The organism is Halobacillus litoralis, from assembly GCF_004101865.1.
Classification (GTDB): domain Bacteria; phylum Bacillota; class Bacilli; order Bacillales; family Halobacillaceae; genus Halobacillus; species Halobacillus litoralis_A.
Genome location: NZ_CP026118.1, coordinates 2,105,952 through 2,121,645, shown reverse-complemented (window position 1 = coordinate 2,121,645; position 15,694 = coordinate 2,105,952). Strand labels below are relative to the sequence as shown.

29 protein-coding genes and 1 pseudogene are annotated in these 15,694 nt (G+C 44.0%); all 30 read left to right on the top strand.

Annotated elements, in window-relative coordinates; genetic code table 11:
* The first annotated feature begins 19 nt into the window (after positions 1 to 19).
* The 30 genes and pseudogenes from rplB (at position 20) to HLI_RS10545 (ending at position 15,685) form a co-directional block, all read left to right on the top strand.
* Entirely contained in the window at positions 20 to 853 is an 834-nt protein-coding gene (rplB, locus tag HLI_RS10690) for a 50S ribosomal protein L2 (RefSeq protein ID WP_128524958.1), read from the top strand.
* A gap of 57 nt (positions 854 to 910) precedes the next feature.
* Positions 911 to 1,189, top strand: coding sequence for a 30S ribosomal protein S19 (gene rpsS, locus HLI_RS10685; RefSeq protein ID WP_079477347.1), 279 nt, complete (start codon positions 911 to 913; stop codon positions 1,187 to 1,189).
* A gap of 20 nt (positions 1,190 to 1,209) precedes the next feature.
* Entirely contained in the window at positions 1,210 to 1,551 is a 342-nt protein-coding gene (gene rplV, locus HLI_RS10680; RefSeq protein ID WP_128524957.1) for a 50S ribosomal protein L22, read from the top strand.
* Between the two features lie 3 nt (positions 1,552 to 1,554).
* Positions 1,555 to 2,221: pseudogene (rpsC, locus tag HLI_RS10675) on the top strand (30S ribosomal protein S3).
* Positions 2,215 to 2,649 (top strand): 50S ribosomal protein L16, encoded by a 435-nt coding sequence (rplP, locus tag HLI_RS10670; RefSeq protein ID WP_027953416.1) that lies wholly within the window; start codon positions 2,215 to 2,217, stop codon positions 2,647 to 2,649. Before rpsC ends, rplP begins: the two are co-directional and overlap by 7 nt.
* Entirely contained in the window at positions 2,639 to 2,839 is a 201-nt protein-coding gene (gene rpmC / locus HLI_RS10665; protein ID WP_008636054.1) for a 50S ribosomal protein L29, read from the top strand. Before rplP ends, rpmC begins: the two co-directional genes overlap by 11 nt.
* A gap of 24 nt (positions 2,840 to 2,863) precedes the next feature.
* Positions 2,864 to 3,127, top strand: a complete 264-nt coding sequence (gene rpsQ, locus HLI_RS10660) for a 30S ribosomal protein S17 (protein ID WP_128524955.1) — start codon at positions 2,864 to 2,866, stop codon at positions 3,125 to 3,127.
* A 42-nt stretch (positions 3,128 to 3,169) separates the two neighbouring features.
* The gene (gene rplN, locus HLI_RS10655) at positions 3,170 to 3,538 is read left to right on the top strand and encodes a 50S ribosomal protein L14 (protein WP_128524954.1); all 369 of its coding nucleotides are present in this window, start codon (positions 3,170 to 3,172) and stop codon (positions 3,536 to 3,538) included.
* A 39-nt stretch (positions 3,539 to 3,577) separates the two neighbouring features.
* Positions 3,578 to 3,889, top strand: coding sequence for a 50S ribosomal protein L24 (gene rplX, locus HLI_RS10650; RefSeq protein ID WP_128524953.1), 312 nt, complete (start codon positions 3,578 to 3,580; stop codon positions 3,887 to 3,889).
* Between the two features lie 26 nt (positions 3,890 to 3,915).
* Positions 3,916 to 4,455 carry a 50S ribosomal protein L5 gene (gene rplE / locus HLI_RS10645; RefSeq protein ID WP_128524952.1) on the top strand — a complete coding sequence of 180 codons (540 nt, stop codon included), beginning with the start codon at positions 3,916 to 3,918 and terminating at the stop codon, positions 4,453 to 4,455.
* A gap of 26 nt (positions 4,456 to 4,481) precedes the next feature.
* Positions 4,482 to 4,667 (top strand): type Z 30S ribosomal protein S14, encoded by a 186-nt coding sequence (locus HLI_RS10640; RefSeq protein ID WP_035511674.1) that lies wholly within the window; start codon positions 4,482 to 4,484, stop codon positions 4,665 to 4,667.
* Positions 4,668 to 4,697: 30 nt separating this feature from the next.
* A complete protein-coding gene (gene rpsH / locus HLI_RS10635) occupies positions 4,698 to 5,096 on the top strand; it encodes a 30S ribosomal protein S8 (RefSeq protein WP_128524951.1) in 399 nt (132 codons plus the stop codon).
* Between the two features lie 30 nt (positions 5,097 to 5,126).
* Entirely contained in the window at positions 5,127 to 5,663 is a 537-nt protein-coding gene (gene rplF, locus HLI_RS10630; RefSeq protein ID WP_128524950.1) for a 50S ribosomal protein L6, read from the top strand.
* A 36-nt stretch (positions 5,664 to 5,699) separates the two neighbouring features.
* Positions 5,700 to 6,062, top strand: coding sequence for a 50S ribosomal protein L18 (gene rplR / locus HLI_RS10625; protein WP_128524949.1), 363 nt, complete (start codon positions 5,700 to 5,702; stop codon positions 6,060 to 6,062).
* A gap of 20 nt (positions 6,063 to 6,082) precedes the next feature.
* The gene (gene rpsE / locus HLI_RS10620) at positions 6,083 to 6,580 is read left to right on the top strand and encodes a 30S ribosomal protein S5 (protein ID WP_128524948.1); all 498 of its coding nucleotides are present in this window, start codon (positions 6,083 to 6,085) and stop codon (positions 6,578 to 6,580) included.
* 18 nt (positions 6,581 to 6,598) lie between these two features.
* Complete coding sequence (gene rpmD / locus HLI_RS10615) at positions 6,599 to 6,781, top strand: 50S ribosomal protein L30 (RefSeq protein WP_128524947.1); 183 nt, start codon at positions 6,599 to 6,601, stop codon at positions 6,779 to 6,781.
* Between the two features lie 30 nt (positions 6,782 to 6,811).
* Entirely contained in the window at positions 6,812 to 7,252 is a 441-nt protein-coding gene (gene rplO / locus HLI_RS10610) for a 50S ribosomal protein L15 (protein ID WP_128524946.1), read from the top strand.
* Positions 7,252 to 8,544 (top strand): preprotein translocase subunit SecY, encoded by a 1,293-nt coding sequence (gene secY / locus HLI_RS10605; protein ID WP_128524945.1) that lies wholly within the window; start codon positions 7,252 to 7,254, stop codon positions 8,542 to 8,544. The genes rplO and secY overlap by 1 nt, the downstream gene beginning before the upstream one ends.
* A gap of 43 nt (positions 8,545 to 8,587) precedes the next feature.
* The gene (locus tag HLI_RS10600; RefSeq protein ID WP_128524944.1) at positions 8,588 to 9,241 is read left to right on the top strand and encodes an adenylate kinase; all 654 of its coding nucleotides are present in this window, start codon (positions 8,588 to 8,590) and stop codon (positions 9,239 to 9,241) included.
* Complete coding sequence (gene map, locus HLI_RS10595) at positions 9,238 to 9,984, top strand: type I methionyl aminopeptidase (RefSeq protein WP_128524943.1); 747 nt, start codon at positions 9,238 to 9,240, stop codon at positions 9,982 to 9,984. The genes HLI_RS10600 and map overlap by 4 nt, the downstream gene beginning before the upstream one ends.
* A 16-nt stretch (positions 9,985 to 10,000) precedes the next feature.
* On the top strand, positions 10,001 to 10,336 hold the full coding sequence (locus HLI_RS10590) for a KOW domain-containing RNA-binding protein (protein WP_128524942.1): 336 nt from the start codon (positions 10,001 to 10,003) through the stop codon (positions 10,334 to 10,336).
* Positions 10,314 to 10,532: a translation initiation factor IF-1 gene (gene infA / locus HLI_RS10585; protein ID WP_008636026.1), complete on the top strand. Its 219-nt coding sequence runs from the start codon at positions 10,314 to 10,316 to the stop codon at positions 10,530 to 10,532. Before HLI_RS10590 ends, infA begins: the two co-directional genes overlap by 23 nt.
* A 28-nt stretch (positions 10,533 to 10,560) precedes the next feature.
* On the top strand, positions 10,561 to 10,674 hold the full coding sequence (rpmJ, locus tag HLI_RS10580; protein WP_011393912.1) for a 50S ribosomal protein L36: 114 nt from the start codon (positions 10,561 to 10,563) through the stop codon (positions 10,672 to 10,674).
* Positions 10,675 to 10,697: 23 nt separating this feature from the next.
* Positions 10,698 to 11,063: a 30S ribosomal protein S13 gene (gene rpsM / locus HLI_RS10575; protein ID WP_128524941.1), complete on the top strand. Its 366-nt coding sequence runs from the start codon at positions 10,698 to 10,700 to the stop codon at positions 11,061 to 11,063.
* Between the two features lie 29 nt (positions 11,064 to 11,092).
* The gene (gene rpsK, locus HLI_RS10570; RefSeq protein ID WP_128524940.1) at positions 11,093 to 11,488 is read left to right on the top strand and encodes a 30S ribosomal protein S11; all 396 of its coding nucleotides are present in this window, start codon (positions 11,093 to 11,095) and stop codon (positions 11,486 to 11,488) included.
* Positions 11,489 to 11,666: 178 nt separating this feature from the next.
* A complete protein-coding gene (locus HLI_RS10565) occupies positions 11,667 to 12,611 on the top strand; it encodes a DNA-directed RNA polymerase subunit alpha (protein ID WP_128524939.1) in 945 nt (314 codons plus the stop codon).
* Positions 12,612 to 12,656: 45 nt separating this feature from the next.
* On the top strand, positions 12,657 to 13,016 hold the full coding sequence (rplQ, locus tag HLI_RS10560) for a 50S ribosomal protein L17 (RefSeq protein WP_128524938.1): 360 nt from the start codon (positions 12,657 to 12,659) through the stop codon (positions 13,014 to 13,016).
* A gap of 191 nt (positions 13,017 to 13,207) precedes the next feature.
* Complete coding sequence (locus tag HLI_RS10555; RefSeq protein ID WP_128524937.1) at positions 13,208 to 14,047, top strand: energy-coupling factor ABC transporter ATP-binding protein; 840 nt, start codon at positions 13,208 to 13,210, stop codon at positions 14,045 to 14,047.
* Complete coding sequence (locus HLI_RS10550) at positions 14,023 to 14,895, top strand: energy-coupling factor ABC transporter ATP-binding protein (protein WP_128524936.1); 873 nt, start codon at positions 14,023 to 14,025, stop codon at positions 14,893 to 14,895. Before HLI_RS10555 ends, HLI_RS10550 begins: the two co-directional genes overlap by 25 nt.
* Complete coding sequence (locus HLI_RS10545; protein ID WP_128524935.1) at positions 14,888 to 15,685, top strand: energy-coupling factor transporter transmembrane component T family protein; 798 nt, start codon at positions 14,888 to 14,890, stop codon at positions 15,683 to 15,685. Before HLI_RS10550 ends, HLI_RS10545 begins: the two co-directional genes overlap by 8 nt.
* Positions 15,686 to 15,694 lie beyond the last annotated feature (9 nt).

The following is a 15,694-nucleotide window of genomic DNA, read 5'->3' as shown; positions in this document are numbered from 1 at the left end:
AAGAAGGAGGGAAATAAAGATGGCGATTAAAAAGTTCAGACCAATTACAAACGGTCGTCGACACATGTCAGTATCAGATTTCGCTGAAATTACAACTGACAAACCTGAACGCTCCCTTATCACTCCACTTCACAAGAAGGGTGGACGTAACAACCAGGGTAGGCTGACAGTTCGTCATCAGGGCGGAGGTCATAAGCGTCAGTATCGTATTATCGACTTTAAGCGTGACAAAGATGGAATACCTGGACGCGTTGCTTCAGTCGAATACGATCCGAACCGCTCCGCTAACATTGCACTAATCAATTACTTTGATGGTGAAAAGCGTTACATCCTTGCTCCAAAAGGAGTTAAGGTTGGTACGGAAATCATTTCAGGTGAAGGTGCAGATATCAAACCTGGTAATGCTCTTCAACTTAAAGATATTCCAGTTGGTACAATTGTACACAACGTAGAATTGAAACCAGGACGCGGGGGCCAGCTTGTACGCTCTGCAGGTGCTTCAGCACAAATCCTTGGTCGTGAAGAAAAATACACGCTAGTCCGTCTTACATCTGGAGAAGTTCGTCTGGTACTAAGCTCTTGCCGTGCGACAATCGGGCAAGTCGGTAACCTGGAACACGAACTTATCAGTGTAGGTAAAGCAGGACGCTCTCGTTGGAAAGGTAAACGCCCTACAGTACGTGGTTCTGTTATGAACCCTAGTGATCACCCACACGGTGGTGGTGAAGGACGTGCGCCAATCGGTATGCCTTCTCCTGTATCTCCATGGGGTAAACCGACTCTTGGATACAAGACGAGAAAACGCAACAAGCCGTCTGATAAATATATCGTACGTAGACGTGGTAAAAAATAACGGGATTGTCGGGCGGGCAGTAAAACCCGTCTCTCAATCACGAAGGGAGGTTTATTCATGGGCCGCAGCCTGAAAAAAGGACCTTTTGTAGATGATCATTTAATGAAAAAAGTCGAAAAGTTGAACGAAGATAATAAACACCAGGTCGTGAAGACATGGTCTCGCCGTTCTACTATCTTCCCTAACTTTGTCGGACACACAATCGCCGTTTATGACGGTCGTAAGCACGTGCCAGTTTATGTTACTGAAGACATGGTAGGTCATAAACTTGGTGAATTCGCGCCATCCCGTACGTTCAAGGGACACTCTGGCGACGATAAGAAAACAAAACGTTAATATAGAGAGGAGGCACTCTAATGCAAGCTAAAGCAGTTGCTAAAACCGTTCGTATCGCTCCTCGTAAAGCTCGTTTGGTAATTGATTTAATTCGAGGAAAAGATGTAGGTGAAGCGATAGCGACACTTAATCTTAAACAACGCGGCGCATCTCCAGTAGTTGAGAAACTTCTTAACTCTGCGATCGCTAACGCAGAACACAATTATGAAATGGACCCGGAAAACCTATATGTTTCCGAAGCGTTTGTAAACGAAGGCGTTACTCTTAAACGATTCCGCCCCCGCGCAATGGGCCGTGCAAGCCAAATCAACAAACGTACTAGCCACATCACAGTGGTCCTATCAGAAAAAAAGGAGGGATAATCAGTGGGTCAAAAAATTAATCCTGTAGGTCTTCGTATAGGCGTCATCCGCGATTGGGAATCCAAGTGGTACGCTGGCAAAGACTACGCAGACTTGTTGCATGAAGATATCAAAATTCGTGAATATGTTGAAAAACGTCTTAAAGATGCTGCTCTTTCAAAAGTTGAAATTGAACGCGCAGCAAACCGTGTAAACATTACTGTGCACACAGCTAAGCCAGGAATGGTTATCGGTAAAGGCGGTTCTGAAGTGGAAGCACTTCGTAAATCACTTAACCAACTGACTGGTAAACGCGTTCACATCAACATCGTTGAAGTGAAGAAGCCAGATCTTGATGCTACACTTGTAGCCGATAATATCGCACGTCAATTGGAAAACCGCGTATCTTTCCGTCGTGCTCAAAAACAAACACTCCAACGCGCTATGCGTGCAGGGGCTAAAGGTATTCGTACCCAAGTATCTGGTCGTCTAGGTGGCGCGGATATCGCTCGTGCAGAATATTACAGTGAAGGAACAGTACCACTACACACACTTCGTGCAGATATCGATTACGGCACTGCAGAAGCAAGCACCACTTACGGTAAACTAGGTGTTAAAGTGTGGATCTATCGTGGAGAAGTCCTTCCAACTAAAACTAACAAGTAAGGAAGGGGGAAAAGCATTATGTTAATGCCTAAACGTGTTAAATATCGTCGTCAACACCGTACTAGCTTAAAAGGCCGTGCAAAAGGCGGTACTGAAGTAGCTTTTGGTGAATATGGTTTGCAAGCAATCGATCCTGCATGGATCACAGCCCGTCAAATTGAGGCAGCGCGTATTGCGATGACTCGTTACATGAAACGTGGCGGTAAAGTTTGGATTAAAATCTTCCCTGATAAGCCTTATACTGCTAAACCCCTTGAAGTACGTATGGGTTCCGGTAAAGGTGCTCCAGAAGGTTTCGTAGCTGTTGTGAAACCAGGGAAAATTATGTTTGAGATCGCAGGTGTATCAGAAGAGGTTGCACGCGAAGCGTTGCGTCTTGCTTCACACAAACTGCCGATCCGTACGAAATTCGTAAAACGTGAAGAAATTGGTGGTGAAATCAATGAAGGCTAATGAGATCCGTGAATTAACCACTGCCGAAATTGAACAAAAAGTTAAGTCTCTTAAAGAAGAACTTTTCAACCTACGCTTCCAATTGGCAACAGGTCAACTTGAGAACACTGCACGTATCCGTGAAGTTCGTAAGTCCATCGCTCGTATGAAAACTGTTGCTCGTGAACGTGAGCTAGGCGTAAATAACTAATAGATGAGAGGAGGTCACCCTCACATGACTGAACGTAATAATCGTAAAGTTTATACTGGCCGTGTCGTATCTGACAAAATGGATAAAACCGTTACAGTACTAGTAGAAACTTATAAGTTCCACAAGCTTTACGGCAAGCGTGTAAAGTATTCTAAAAAATTCAAAGCACATGACGAAAACAACCAGGCGAAAAATGGCGACGTCGTTCGCATCATGGAAACTCGTCCACTATCCGCATCTAAACGTTTCCGTTTGCTAGAAGTTGTTGAAGAGTCTGTTATTATCTAATTAAAGTTCGCTCGGAGTTATTCCGAAGGGAGGTTACATGGTATGATTCAACAGGAGTCGCGTCTGAAAGTCGCAGATAACTCTGGTGCTCGTGAAATCCAAACCATTAAAGTTTTGGGTGGATCAGGTCGTAAAACAGCTAACATTGGTGATATCATCACTGCTACTGTGAAGCAGGCAACACCAGGGGGCGTTGTTAAAAAAGGTGAAGTAGTACAAGCCGTTATTGTACGTTCTAAAAGTGGAGTACGTCGTAAAGATGGTTCTTACATCCGTTTTGATGAAAACGCAGCAGTAATCGTACGTGATGATAAAGGTCCACGCGGTACTCGTATCTTTGGACCGGTTGCTCGTGAACTTCGTGATGCTAAATTCATGAAGATCGTTTCTCTAGCTCCAGAAGTATTATAAAGTCTGAATGAAATGCCTTGTTAAGGAGGTGCGCGAAGAATGCACGTAAAAAAAGGTGACAAAGTAATTGTTATTACTGGTAAGGATAAAGGCAAGCAAGGTAACGTCCTTGAAGCTTATCCAAAGAAAGATCGTGTCCTTGTTGAAGGTGTGAACGAAGTGAAAAAACACGCCAAACCTTCTCAAGAGAATCCACAAGGTGGAATCTTGACACAAGAAGCAGCGATCCACGTATCTAACGTAATGCCTGTCGATCCTAAAACTGGAGAGCCTACACGCGTTGGCTACAAAGTCGAGGACGGTAAGAAAGTTCGTATCGCGAAAAAATCTGGTGAAGCACTAGATAAATAACCCAGAGATGAAAGGAGGGCCACACGATGAACGAACTACAGAAACAATATAAAGAAGAAGTTGTTCCATCTTTGATGAGCAAATTTGAATATAATTCCATTATGGAAACACCTAAAGTTGAGAAAATCGTAATTAACATGGGTGTTGGTGATGCTGTTCAAAACGCGAAAGCACTTGATACAGCGGTAGAAGAGCTAACAGTGATCACAGGTCAAAAACCAGTAATCACAAAAGCTAAGAAATCAATTGCCGGTTTCCGCCTGCGTGAAGGTATGCCAATCGGTGCGAAGGTAACACTTCGTGGAGAGCGCATGTACGAATTCTTCCAAAAGCTAATCTCCGTATCCCTGCCACGTGTGCGTGACTTCCGTGGTATTTCTAAAAAAGCTTTTGATGGTCGTGGAAACTACACACTTGGTATTAAAGAGCAATTGATTTTCCCAGAAATCAACTATGATAAAGTAAATAAAGTGCGTGGTATGGATATCGTAATTGTCACAACTGCTGACTCTGACGAAGAAGCACGTGAACTATTAGCTCAATTCGGTATGCCGTTTCAAAAATAATGAGCTAACCATAAGGAGGGAAAATAGTGGCTAAAAAATCAATGGTCGCGAAGCAACAGCGTAAACAGAAGTACCAAGTACGCGAATATACTCGCTGTGAACGTTGCGGACGTCCGCATTCCGTACTTCGTAAGTTTAAGCTTTGCCGTATTTGTTTCCGTGAACTTGCATATAAAGGACAAATCCCTGGTGTCAAAAAAGCCAGCTGGTAAACCCGAGACAGGGAAGGAGGTAAATGAGTTATGACAATGACAGACCCAATTGCAGATATGCTGACGCGTATTCGTAACGCTAACATGGTGCGTCACGAGAAGCTTGAACTACCGGCTTCCAATGTAAAAAAAGAAATCGCTAATATCCTTAAGCGTGAAGGTTTCGTACGTGATTACGAATTTGTTGAAGATAACAAGCAAGGTGTTCTTCGCATCTTCCTTAAATACGGACAAAACAACGAGCGTGTTATTACTGGCGTTAAGCGTATCAGTAAACCAGGATTGCGTGTTTATGCTAACGCTGAAGAACTTCCGAAAGTTCTTAACGGTCTAGGTGTAGCCGTCGTATCCACATCCAAAGGTGTATTGACAGACAAAGAAGCTCGTGAACAAGCCATCGGTGGCGAAGTTCTAGCTTACGTCTGGTAAAAAAACAGATCAGACAGGAGGTGCAAAAATATGTCTCGCGTAGGTTTAAAATCACTTGATATCCCTGAAGGTGTTGAAATCGTTCAGGATAACAATACAATTACGGTTAAAGGTCCTAAAGGTGAATTGACTCGTACTTTCCACCAGGACATCACAGTGAAAATCGAAGACAACGTTCTTACCGTAGAACGTCCGAGCGATCACAAAGATCACCGTGCTCTTCACGGAACTACACGCAGCCTGATCGGTAACATGGTTGAAGGTGTTTCCAAAGGTTATGAAAAGAGCCTTGAAATCATCGGTGTAGGTTACCGTGCTCAGAAGCAGGGAGAAACGGTTGTAGTCAACGCTGGTTATTCCCACCCTGTAGAAGTCGAGAACCGCGAAGGAATCCAAATCGAAGTTCCTTCTAACACGAAAGTAACGGTTAAAGGTATCGACAAAGAACTTGTAGGTGCTGTTGCAGCGAAAATTCGTGCAATCCGTCCTCCAGAGCCTTATAAAGGTAAAGGAATTCGCTACGAAGGCGAACATGTACGCAGAAAAGAAGGTAAGACAGCTAAATAAGGTTCTTAGGTAATGTAATAGAAAGGAGTGACCCAGATGATCACGAAGGCAGATAAAAATGTCGTACGTAAGAAGCGTCACGCGCGTGTTCGTAAAAACGTTTTTGGCACAGCTGAACGCCCACGTTTGAACGTATATCGCTCTAACAAACACATTTATGCTCAACTAATCAACGATGAAAGCCAAGTAACAGTAGCAAGTGCGTCTACTGTTGACAATGACTTCAATCTTGATGTTACAGGCAATGTAGAGGCTGCTCAAAAAGTCGGTGAATTGGTGGCGAAACGCGCGATTGATAACGGATTTAAAGTTGTCGTATTCGACCGTGGAGGTTACTTGTACCACGGACGTGTGAAAGCACTAGCAGAAGCCGCTCGCGAAACCGGCCTACAATTTTAATAGTTAAAGGAGGGACATAAATGAATACAAACATCGACCCTAACAAACTTGATCTTGAAGAACGCGTAGTTACTATCAATCGTGTAGCTAAAGTAGTAAAAGGTGGACGTCGTTTCCGCTTTGCTGCATTGGTAGTTGTAGGAGATAAAAATGGTCATGTCGGTTTTGGTACAGGTAAAGCCCAGGAAGTACCGGAAGCGATCAAAAAGGCTATTGATGATGCGAAGAAAAATCTAATTACAGTACCAGTTAAGGACACGACTATTCCACACGAAATCAACGGACGTTTTGGTGCAGGTAACATTCTTATGAAACCAGCAACAGAAGGTACCGGAGTCATCGCTGGTGGACCTGTACGTGCGGTACTTGAGCTTGCAGGTGTTCAAGACATCCTTTCTAAGTCACTTGGTTCTAACACACCAATTAACATGGTGCGTGCTACAATCACTGGACTTAGCGAGCTTAAGCGTGCAGAAGACGTCGCTAGACTTCGTGGCAAGTCTGTAGAAGAACTGTAGGATAAGGAGGGAAATAAAATGGCTAAACAGTTAGAAATTACCCTCACGCGCAGTGTTATTGGTAGACCGCAAGATCAGCGCTCTACTGTCAAGGCGCTGGGTCTGAACAAGATCCGTCAAACTGTCGTACTTGAAGATAACCCAGCGATCCGAGGTATGGCTAAAAAGGTATCTCACCTAATTTCAGTTAAAGAAGTATAATCTCATAAAAGTAATAAGGAGGTGCAACGCATGAAACTGCATGAACTAAAAGCGGCTAAAGGTACTCGTAAAGAACGTAACCGCGTAGGTCGTGGAATGGCTTCTGGTAACGGTAAAACGTCCGGGCGTGGCCACAAAGGTCAAGGTCAACGTTCTGGTAGTAAAACTCGTCCAGGCTTCGAAGGTGGTCAAATGCCACTTTTCCAACGCCTGCCTAAGCGTGGTTTCACGAACGTTCACCGTAAGGAATTTGCGATTATCAACCTTGATGCTTTGAATCGCTTCGACGAAGGCACAGAGGTTACTCCTGAACTATTGCTTGAATCTGGTGTGGTAAGTAACCAAAAAGCCGGAATCAAAGTACTAGCTAAGGGCTCAATCGAGAAAAAACTTACAGTGAAAGCTCATAAGTTCTCTGCTTCAGCGAAAGAAGCAATTGAAGCAGCGGGCGGTCAAACTGAGGTGATTTAATGTTCCGGACAATCTCCAATTTTATGCGCGTGGGTGATATTCGACGGAAAATCGTCTTCACTTTGTTGATGCTCGTTGTGTTTCGCCTTGGAACATTCATCCCGGTTCCATTTACTAACAGAGACGCTATCAACTTCATGGATGAACAGAATGCGTTCGGATTTCTGAACACATTTGGAGGCGGGGCATTACAAAACTTCTCCATCTTTGCGATGGGAATCATGCCCTACATTACTGCCTCCATCATTATGCAATTACTGCAGATGGACGTTGTTCCTAAGTTCGCGGAATGGAAAAAGCAAGGTGAAGTTGGCCGTCGAAAATTAGCTCAGTTTACCCGCTATGGAACGATTGGTCTCGCTTTTATTCAAGCAATCGGCATGTCGATAGGTTTTAACGCTCTGGCAGGAGGTCAGCTGATCGCAGACCCGGGCGTAACAAAGTTCCTTATCATTGCCCTTGTTTTGACTGGCGGAACTGCGTTTCTAATGTGGCTCGGTGAGCAAATCACTGCAAACGGCGTTGGAAATGGTATTTCCATCTTAATATTCGCAGGAATCGTCGCTGCAATCCCAACCGGTGTAAACCAGTTGTATGATCAGTATATTTCCGGTGCAGGACAAGAGCTGTTCATTAACTTAGTGATCATCGCATTGATTGCACTAGTCATCGTTGCGGTAGTTGTCGGTGTTATTTTCATCCAACAAGCCCTTCGTAAGATTCCTATTCAATATGCGAAACGGTTGGTTAACCGTTCGCCAGTAGGTGGGCATTCTACTCACTTACCACTCAAAGTAAATGCTGCAGGGGTAATCCCGGTAATCTTCGCGATATCTTTCATCATCGCACCAAGAACCGTCGCTGGATTCTTTGAAAACAGTGAAGTAGCCTCTGTGATCCAATATATCTTTGATTATCAAAACTGGCCTGGAATGATCATCTACGTCGTTTTAATCATTGCTTTCACTTATTTCTATACCTTTGTTCAGGTTAACCCGGAGCAAATGGCTGAGAATTTGAAGAAGCAAGGCGGTTATATCCCTGGCATTCGCCCTGGCGCGAATACAGAAACGTATCTAACACGCGTGATGTACCGTTTGACATTCGTAGGATCAATCTTCCTAGCAGCTGTCTCTATCCTACCGATTATCTTAGGATCGGTTGCTCAGCTTCCGCCGACTGTACAAATTGGAGGAACAAGCTTGCTCATCGTCGTGGGTGTTGCCCTTGAAATGATGAAACAGCTTGAAAGTCAGCTTGTGAAACGCCACTATAAAGGATTTATTAAATAATTAGTGTGAAAGCTAATGAATAAATGAGAGCGAGGGGAACACGTTGAATTTAATTCTGATGGGTCTCCCTGGTGCTGGTAAAGGTACTCAGGCTGAGAAGATAGTCGAAAAATATGACATCCCTCATATCTCAACTGGAGATATGTTCCGTTTAGCTATCAAAGAAGGAACAGCGCTTGGCAAAGAAGCCAAATCTTTCATGGACAAAGGTGAATTGGTTCCTGATGAAGTGACTATCGGGATCGTTCGCGAGCGTCTAAGTAAGCCGGATTCTCAAAAAGGTTTTCTACTGGACGGTTTTCCAAGAACCATCGCCCAAGCAGATGCCCTTGAAAATCTAATGTCAGATATGGAAGAGTCCTTAGATTATGTCCTTCATATCGATGTTCCTAAGGACCAACTCATCGAGCGTCTGACTGGACGACGCATCTGCCCGACATGCGGTGCTACGTATCATGTCGTATTCAACCCGCCTAAAGTAGACGGGAAATGCGATCATGATGGCTCCGAGTTGATTCAACGTGAGGACGATCAGCCGGATACGGTTAAAAAACGCCTTGAGGTTAATGTTGAACAAACGCAGCCACTTCTTGATTTCTATCGCGAAAAAGGCTACTTGGTATCATTTGAAGGTGACAAGGATATCGACGAGGTTTTTCAGGACATTGATCAAAAGCTGGGAGATCTAGCTAAATGATTATTTGTAAAACATCACGGGAATTAGATATTATGCGTGAAGCAGGCAGAATCGTTGCCTTAACGCACCAAAAAATGAAAGAAAACATCCAACCAGGTATAACAACTGGAAAATTGGATAAGATTGCTGATGAATTCATACGCAGTATGGATGCAATCCCTTCTTTTAAAGGTTATAATGGATTCCGTGGTAGTATTTGTGCATCTGTCAATGAAGAACTCGTTCATGGACTCCCTGGAGACAGGGTATTGAACGAAGGAGATATCATTAGTATCGATATTGGTGCTAAATATAAAGGTTATCATGGTGATTCGGCTTGGACTTATCCGGTTGGCACTGTCGATGACGAAACTTTGGAATTGCTGAAAGTTACAGAACAATCCTTGTTTAAAGGACTTGATGAAGCAATACCAGGTGAACGCCTTTCAAATATATCTCATGCTATTCAAAGTTGCGTCGAGCCGAAAGGTTTTTCGATTGTACGCGAATATGTGGGACACGGAGTGGGGCAGGAACTGCATGAGGATCCACAAATTCCTCATTACGGTCCTCCGAACAAAGGCCCACGCTTGAAACCAGGCATGGTGTTGGCTGTCGAACCAATGGTGAATGCTGGCTCTCGCTATGTGAAGACCCTAAGTGATCATTGGACGGTAGTCACACAAGATGGTAAAATGTGTGCGCACTTCGAGCACACTATCGCGATTACGGATGAGGGTTACGAAATCTTAACAAAATCCTAAATGAAGGTGATCGTTTTTGAACGAATCTGAGTCGAGTCCGCGAATAGGTCAAATTGTTCGTATTGTGCAGGGGCGTGAGGCAGGACAGTACGCGGTGGTGATCGATGTGCTGGAGGGCCGCTTTGTGCTGCTTGCCGACGGAGAGAAACGTAAGTATGATCGACCAAAGAAAAAGAATTTGCAACACGTTGAGCTTATGGATTTCATCTCTCCGGAAGTCCAGGACAGCCTTCTGGAAACTGGTCGTGTCACAAATGGCAAGCTTCGATTTGCCGTATCAAAATATGTCAATGAAGCAGTGACTGATTTGAAGAAGGGAGATCAACTCGATGGCGAAAGACGATGTAATTGAAGTAGAAGGGACCGTCGTTGAAACCTTACCGAACGCACAGTTCAAGGTTGAACTCGAGAACGGTCACTCCGTTTTAGCTCATGTTTCTGGTAAAATTCGAATGCATTTCATTCGAATATTGCCTGGAGACAAGGTAACGGTAGAACTTTCCCCCTATGATTTAACTAAAGGACGTATTACGTACCGTTATAAATAAAACTCCGATCTAAAAGGAGGTATGGATGATGAAGGTAAAACCTTCTGTAAAACCAATTTGCGAAAAATGCAAAGTCATCAAACGAAAAGGTAAAGTCATGGTTATCTGTGAAAACCCTAAGCATAAACAAAAACAAGGCTAAACCGAAGGAGGTGCACGTAACTTATGGCACGTATTGCAGGTGTAGATATTCCTCGTGATAAACGCGTGGTTGTTTCATTAACTTATGTCTATGGTATTGGTAAATCTCTAGCCCAGGACGTACTGGCTGATGCTGGTGTATCTGAAAGTACTCGCGTTCGCGATCTTACTGAAGACGAACTGGCTAAGATCCGTAAAGCTGTTGAAGAGCACAACGTAGAAGGTGACCTTCGCCGTGAGAACTCTCTAAATATCAAACGTTTGATTGAAATTGGTTCTTACCGTGGTATCCGTCACCGTCGCGGACTTCCGCTTCGCGGACAGAAGACGAAGAACAACTCTCGTACACGTAAAGGTCCACGTCGTACAGTGGCTAACAAACGTAAATAATAGCAACACAAAGGAGGTAAACTAACTATATGGCACGTAAAGGAAACACTCGTAGTCGTAAGCGTCGCGTGAAAAAGAATATAGAGACTGGTGTGGCTCACATCCGCTCTACATTCAATAACACAATCGTAACGGTCACTGATGTTCAAGGTAACGTTATTGGCTGGAGCAGTGCTGGTTCCCTTGGTTTCAAGGGCTCTCGTAAATCTACTCCATTCGCTGCTCAAATGGCTTCTGAAGCCGCAGCGAAAGATGCTATGGATAACGGCATGAAGACACTTGAAGTAACAGTTAAAGGTCCTGGAGCTGGTCGTGAAGCAGCTATTCGTTCACTACAAGCAGCAGGCCTTGACATCACGGCAATCCGTGACGTAACACCAGTACCACACAATGGTTGCCGCCCACCAAAACGTCGTCGCGTATAATAGTTCTGAATAGAATTTGTCACCCTGTCTATAATGGGTTATGATAGCTTTTAATCAGCATCGCATTAGACAGAGAAAATATGCAGTTGTCTTTGTATCGGAACTGCCTACCTGAGGAATTTCGGTTAGACCGTAAGTCTAACCGGGGTTTCGACGTTTTGAAGGAGGGTTTTGTGTAATGATCGAAATTGAAAAGCCAAAGATTGAAACGGTCGAGATCAGCGATGAGTCTACTTTTGGTAAGTTCGTCGTAGAACCGCTTGAGCGTGGGTATGGTACAACTCTAGGTAACTCCTTGCGTCGTATCCTATTATCCTCACTTCCTGGCTCTGCTGTTACATCCGTTCAGATTGATGGAGTTCTTCATGAGTTTTCAACAATTGAAGGAGTCGTCGAGGACGTAACTACCGTTATTCTGAATCTGAAGAAACTAGCTTTGAAGGTTTATTCTGACGAAGAAAAGACTTTAGAGATTGATGTACAGGGTGAAGGAAAGGTTACAGCTGCAGACATTACGCACGATAGTGATGTGGAAGTACTGAATCCAGACATCCATATCGCTACGCTAGATAGCAATTCTAGCTTCCGTGCCCGTATTACAGCAGAACGTGGCCGAGGATATCGTCCAGCAGAAGGAAATAACCACGAGGATCTACCTATCGGCGTTATACCAGTTGATTCTATTTTCACGCCTGTATCCCGTGTGACGTATCAAGTAGAGAACACTAGAATCGGTCAAACTTCTAACTTTGATAAATTAACGTTAGATGTGTGGACGGATGGTAGTATTCGTCCAGAAGAAGCGATCTCTCTCGGAGCTAAGATCTATATGGAACACCTCAATATTTTTGTAGGACTTACTGATGAAGCTCAAAAAGCTGAAATCATGGTCGAAAAAGAAGAGGACCAAAAAGAAAAAGTTCTAGAAATGACGATCGAAGAGCTTGACCTTTCTGTCCGTTCTTACAACTGCTTGAAACGCGCTGGTATCAACACAGTGCAAGAACTTGCGAATAAATCTGAAGAAGATATGATGAAGGTTCGTAACCTTGGTCGCAAGTCACTTGAAGAAGTGAAGCACAAGTTGGATGAGTTGGGCTTAGGTTTAAGAAAAGACGATTGATTGATAGAACACATCTAAGAGATCCAGAAAAGGGAGGGATTATCAATGGCTAGAAAACTAGGACGTACAACAGATCAGCGTATGGCGCTACTTCGTAACTTAGCGACTGACCTGATCATTCATGAACGTTTAGAAACAACAGAAGCTAAGGCTAAAGAACTTCGTTCTGTTGTAGAAAAAATGATTACACTAGGGAAACGCGGCGATTTACATGCCCGTCGTCAAGCTGAATCATTCCTTTATAAGGTGGACGCTGATGAAGAAGGCGAGCAAACTGCTTTGCAAAAGCTGTTCTCTGACATCGGCCCACGCTATGAAGACCGTCAAGGTGGTTACACTCGCGTGCTTAAGCTAGGCGAGCGTAAAGGTGATGGAGCTAAAATGGCGATCATTGAACTAGTTTAATGAGTACCATTGGGGTAAAAGGGCAGGACTGAATCTCATTGTGAGGTTGCATCCAGCCCTTTTTTTATGCTTTTTTATTGGTTACAAGCCCTGGCAGCTAATATAGTCTTCGTCGATTCATAGAAGTTGGATTTTAGGAAATGATGTCGTATTTCCTGGGAAATAGTCAGTTGAGCAGAGGAGGAATACAGGTGGGTGAGAGACAAGTTGAGTTTCGGAATGTGTCATTCCGTTATCAAGAAGATATGCCGTGGGTGCTGAAGAACGTCAACTTCAAAATCGGCCCAGATGAATGGGTAGCGATCATAGGTCACAATGGTTCTGGTAAATCTACCATTGCTAAATTGATGAATGGGTTATTATTTCCCCAAGAAGGGGAAATCTTTGTAGATGGTAATAAGGTCACTCAAGAAACTGTCTGGGAGATAAGAAAACAAGTGGGTATGGTTTTTCAAAACCCTGACAATCAATTCGTTGGTACTACGGTTCGTGATGATGTTGCTTTCGGCATGGAAAACCATGGAATGCCAAGAAAGTTGATGGTCGAACGTATCCAGGAGAGTTTGAAAGCTGTACGGATGGGGGACTATGAACATCACGAACCACACCGGCTGTCTGGGGGCCAGAAGCAGCGTGTAGCCATCGCCAGCGTATTAGCTGTTTCACCGACATTCATCATATTGGATGAAGCGACAGCAATGCTGGATCCAAAAGGTAGAAAACAGATTATGGAGACTGTCCGTGAGGTGCAGCAAGAAAGAGATCTTTCTTTGATTACAATCACCCATGATCTCCAGGAAGTGACGGAAGCTTCAAGGGTTATCGTCATGAACGAAGGGGAAGTGTGGACAGAAGGTTCCCCGAGGGACGTTTTTTCTAGAAAGGAACGATTAACTGAAATTGGCTTAGATACTCCATTTGTCAGTAAACTGGCCGATCACCTGAAAAGTGAGGGTGTGAAGCTGACTCGTGAGCCACTCAATCACCAGGAGTTGTTGGAGGAATTATGGATATCACGTTCGACCATGTAAGTTACGTTTATCAACCTGATAGCCCTTTTGAGCATAAAGCCTTGAATGACTTATCGTTTTCTATAAAATCTGGAGCTTTTGTCGCGATCATCGGTCATACAGGGTCAGGGAAATCGACATTGATCCAACATTTGAACGGCTTATTACAACCGACGTCGGGGAAGGTCCGTATCGGTGACTATGTATTGGAAGCTAAAGAAAAGAATAAACAATTGAGACAATTGAGAGAAAAAGTCGGTGTTGTTTTTCAATACCCTGAACACCAATTGTTCGAGGAAACGGTGGCTAAGGATATCGCATTCGGCCCACATAATTTCGGGGTTGAGAAAAGTGAGATCGAACGAAGGACAAAAGAAGCGGTAAAGGCTACTCACTTACCTGAGGAATTGCTTGAACGCTCTCCATTCGATTTAAGTGGTGGTCAAATGCGCAGGGTGGCCATTTCTGGTGTACTGGCAATGGATCCACAAGTGCTTGTGCTGGACGAGCCGACTGCAGGCCTCGATCCAAGTGGGCAAAGGGAAATCATGGACATGTTCTATGACCTTCACGAGGAAAAAAGGCTGACAACCGTATTAGTCACACACAGCATGGAGGCGGCCCTTACTTACGCGGACCATATCATTATTTTGAATAATGGGGATGTGCACCGGGAAGGCACTCCATTAGAGATATTCAAACAGCAGGAAGCTTTACAGGAAGTGCAGCTCGATGTACCAGAGGTTATTGAATTCATCAATAAAGCCAGGCAAGAGCTCGGTGTGGAACTTGATTATCAAGGTGAGACCATAGCAGAGTTAGCAAAGGAATTAGCCCGGAAATTGAGAGGGGGCCGCGATCATGAGTAGCTCAATGATTATTGGTCAGTATATCCCGACGGATTCGGCCATCCACCGATTAGACCCTCGCTCGAAAATCGCTATTATCTTTTTCTTTGTTGTGATCGTCTTTTTTGCTAACTCCGTTATGAGTTATGGGGTGTTAGCCTTGTTTGCTGTCGGAAGTGCTTTGATGTCGAAGATCCCTTTTCGATATATTATGAAGGGTTTAAAACCAGTTTGGTTCTTAATAATTTTCACCTTTCTACTACATCTCATCGTCACAAGAGAAGGGGATGTGGCCTTTTCTATTTTAGGCTGGGAGGTTTATAGAGAAGGTCTGGTTCAAGGTGGCTCGATTTCTTTGCGCTTCTTTCTCTTAATTCTAGTCACCTCTCTGTTGACATTGACGACTACCCCTATTGAAATTACGGATGCTATTGAAGAATTGTTGGGTCCATTGAAGAAAGTCCGATTTCCAGTCCACGAGCTGGCTTTGATGATGTCTATTTCCCTAAGGTTTATCCCGACCTTGATGCAGGAGACTGAAAAAATATCAAAAGCTCAGGCATCGAGAGGAGTGGATTTTCGCACAGGAGCCTTTAAGGACCGTGTGAAGGCTGTTGTCCCTCTGTTAGTCCCTTTATTCGTCAGCGCTTTCAAACGTGCTGAGGAGCTTGCTATGGCCATGGAAGCGAGAGGGTACCAAGGTGGAGAAGGACGAACGAAACTGCGAGAATTGCAAATCGGTAAAAGCGATATTTATTTGTATATTGTTTTCGTGATGTTGATCGTCGCTTTGTTTTTGACTAGAAGTTGATTTGGAGGA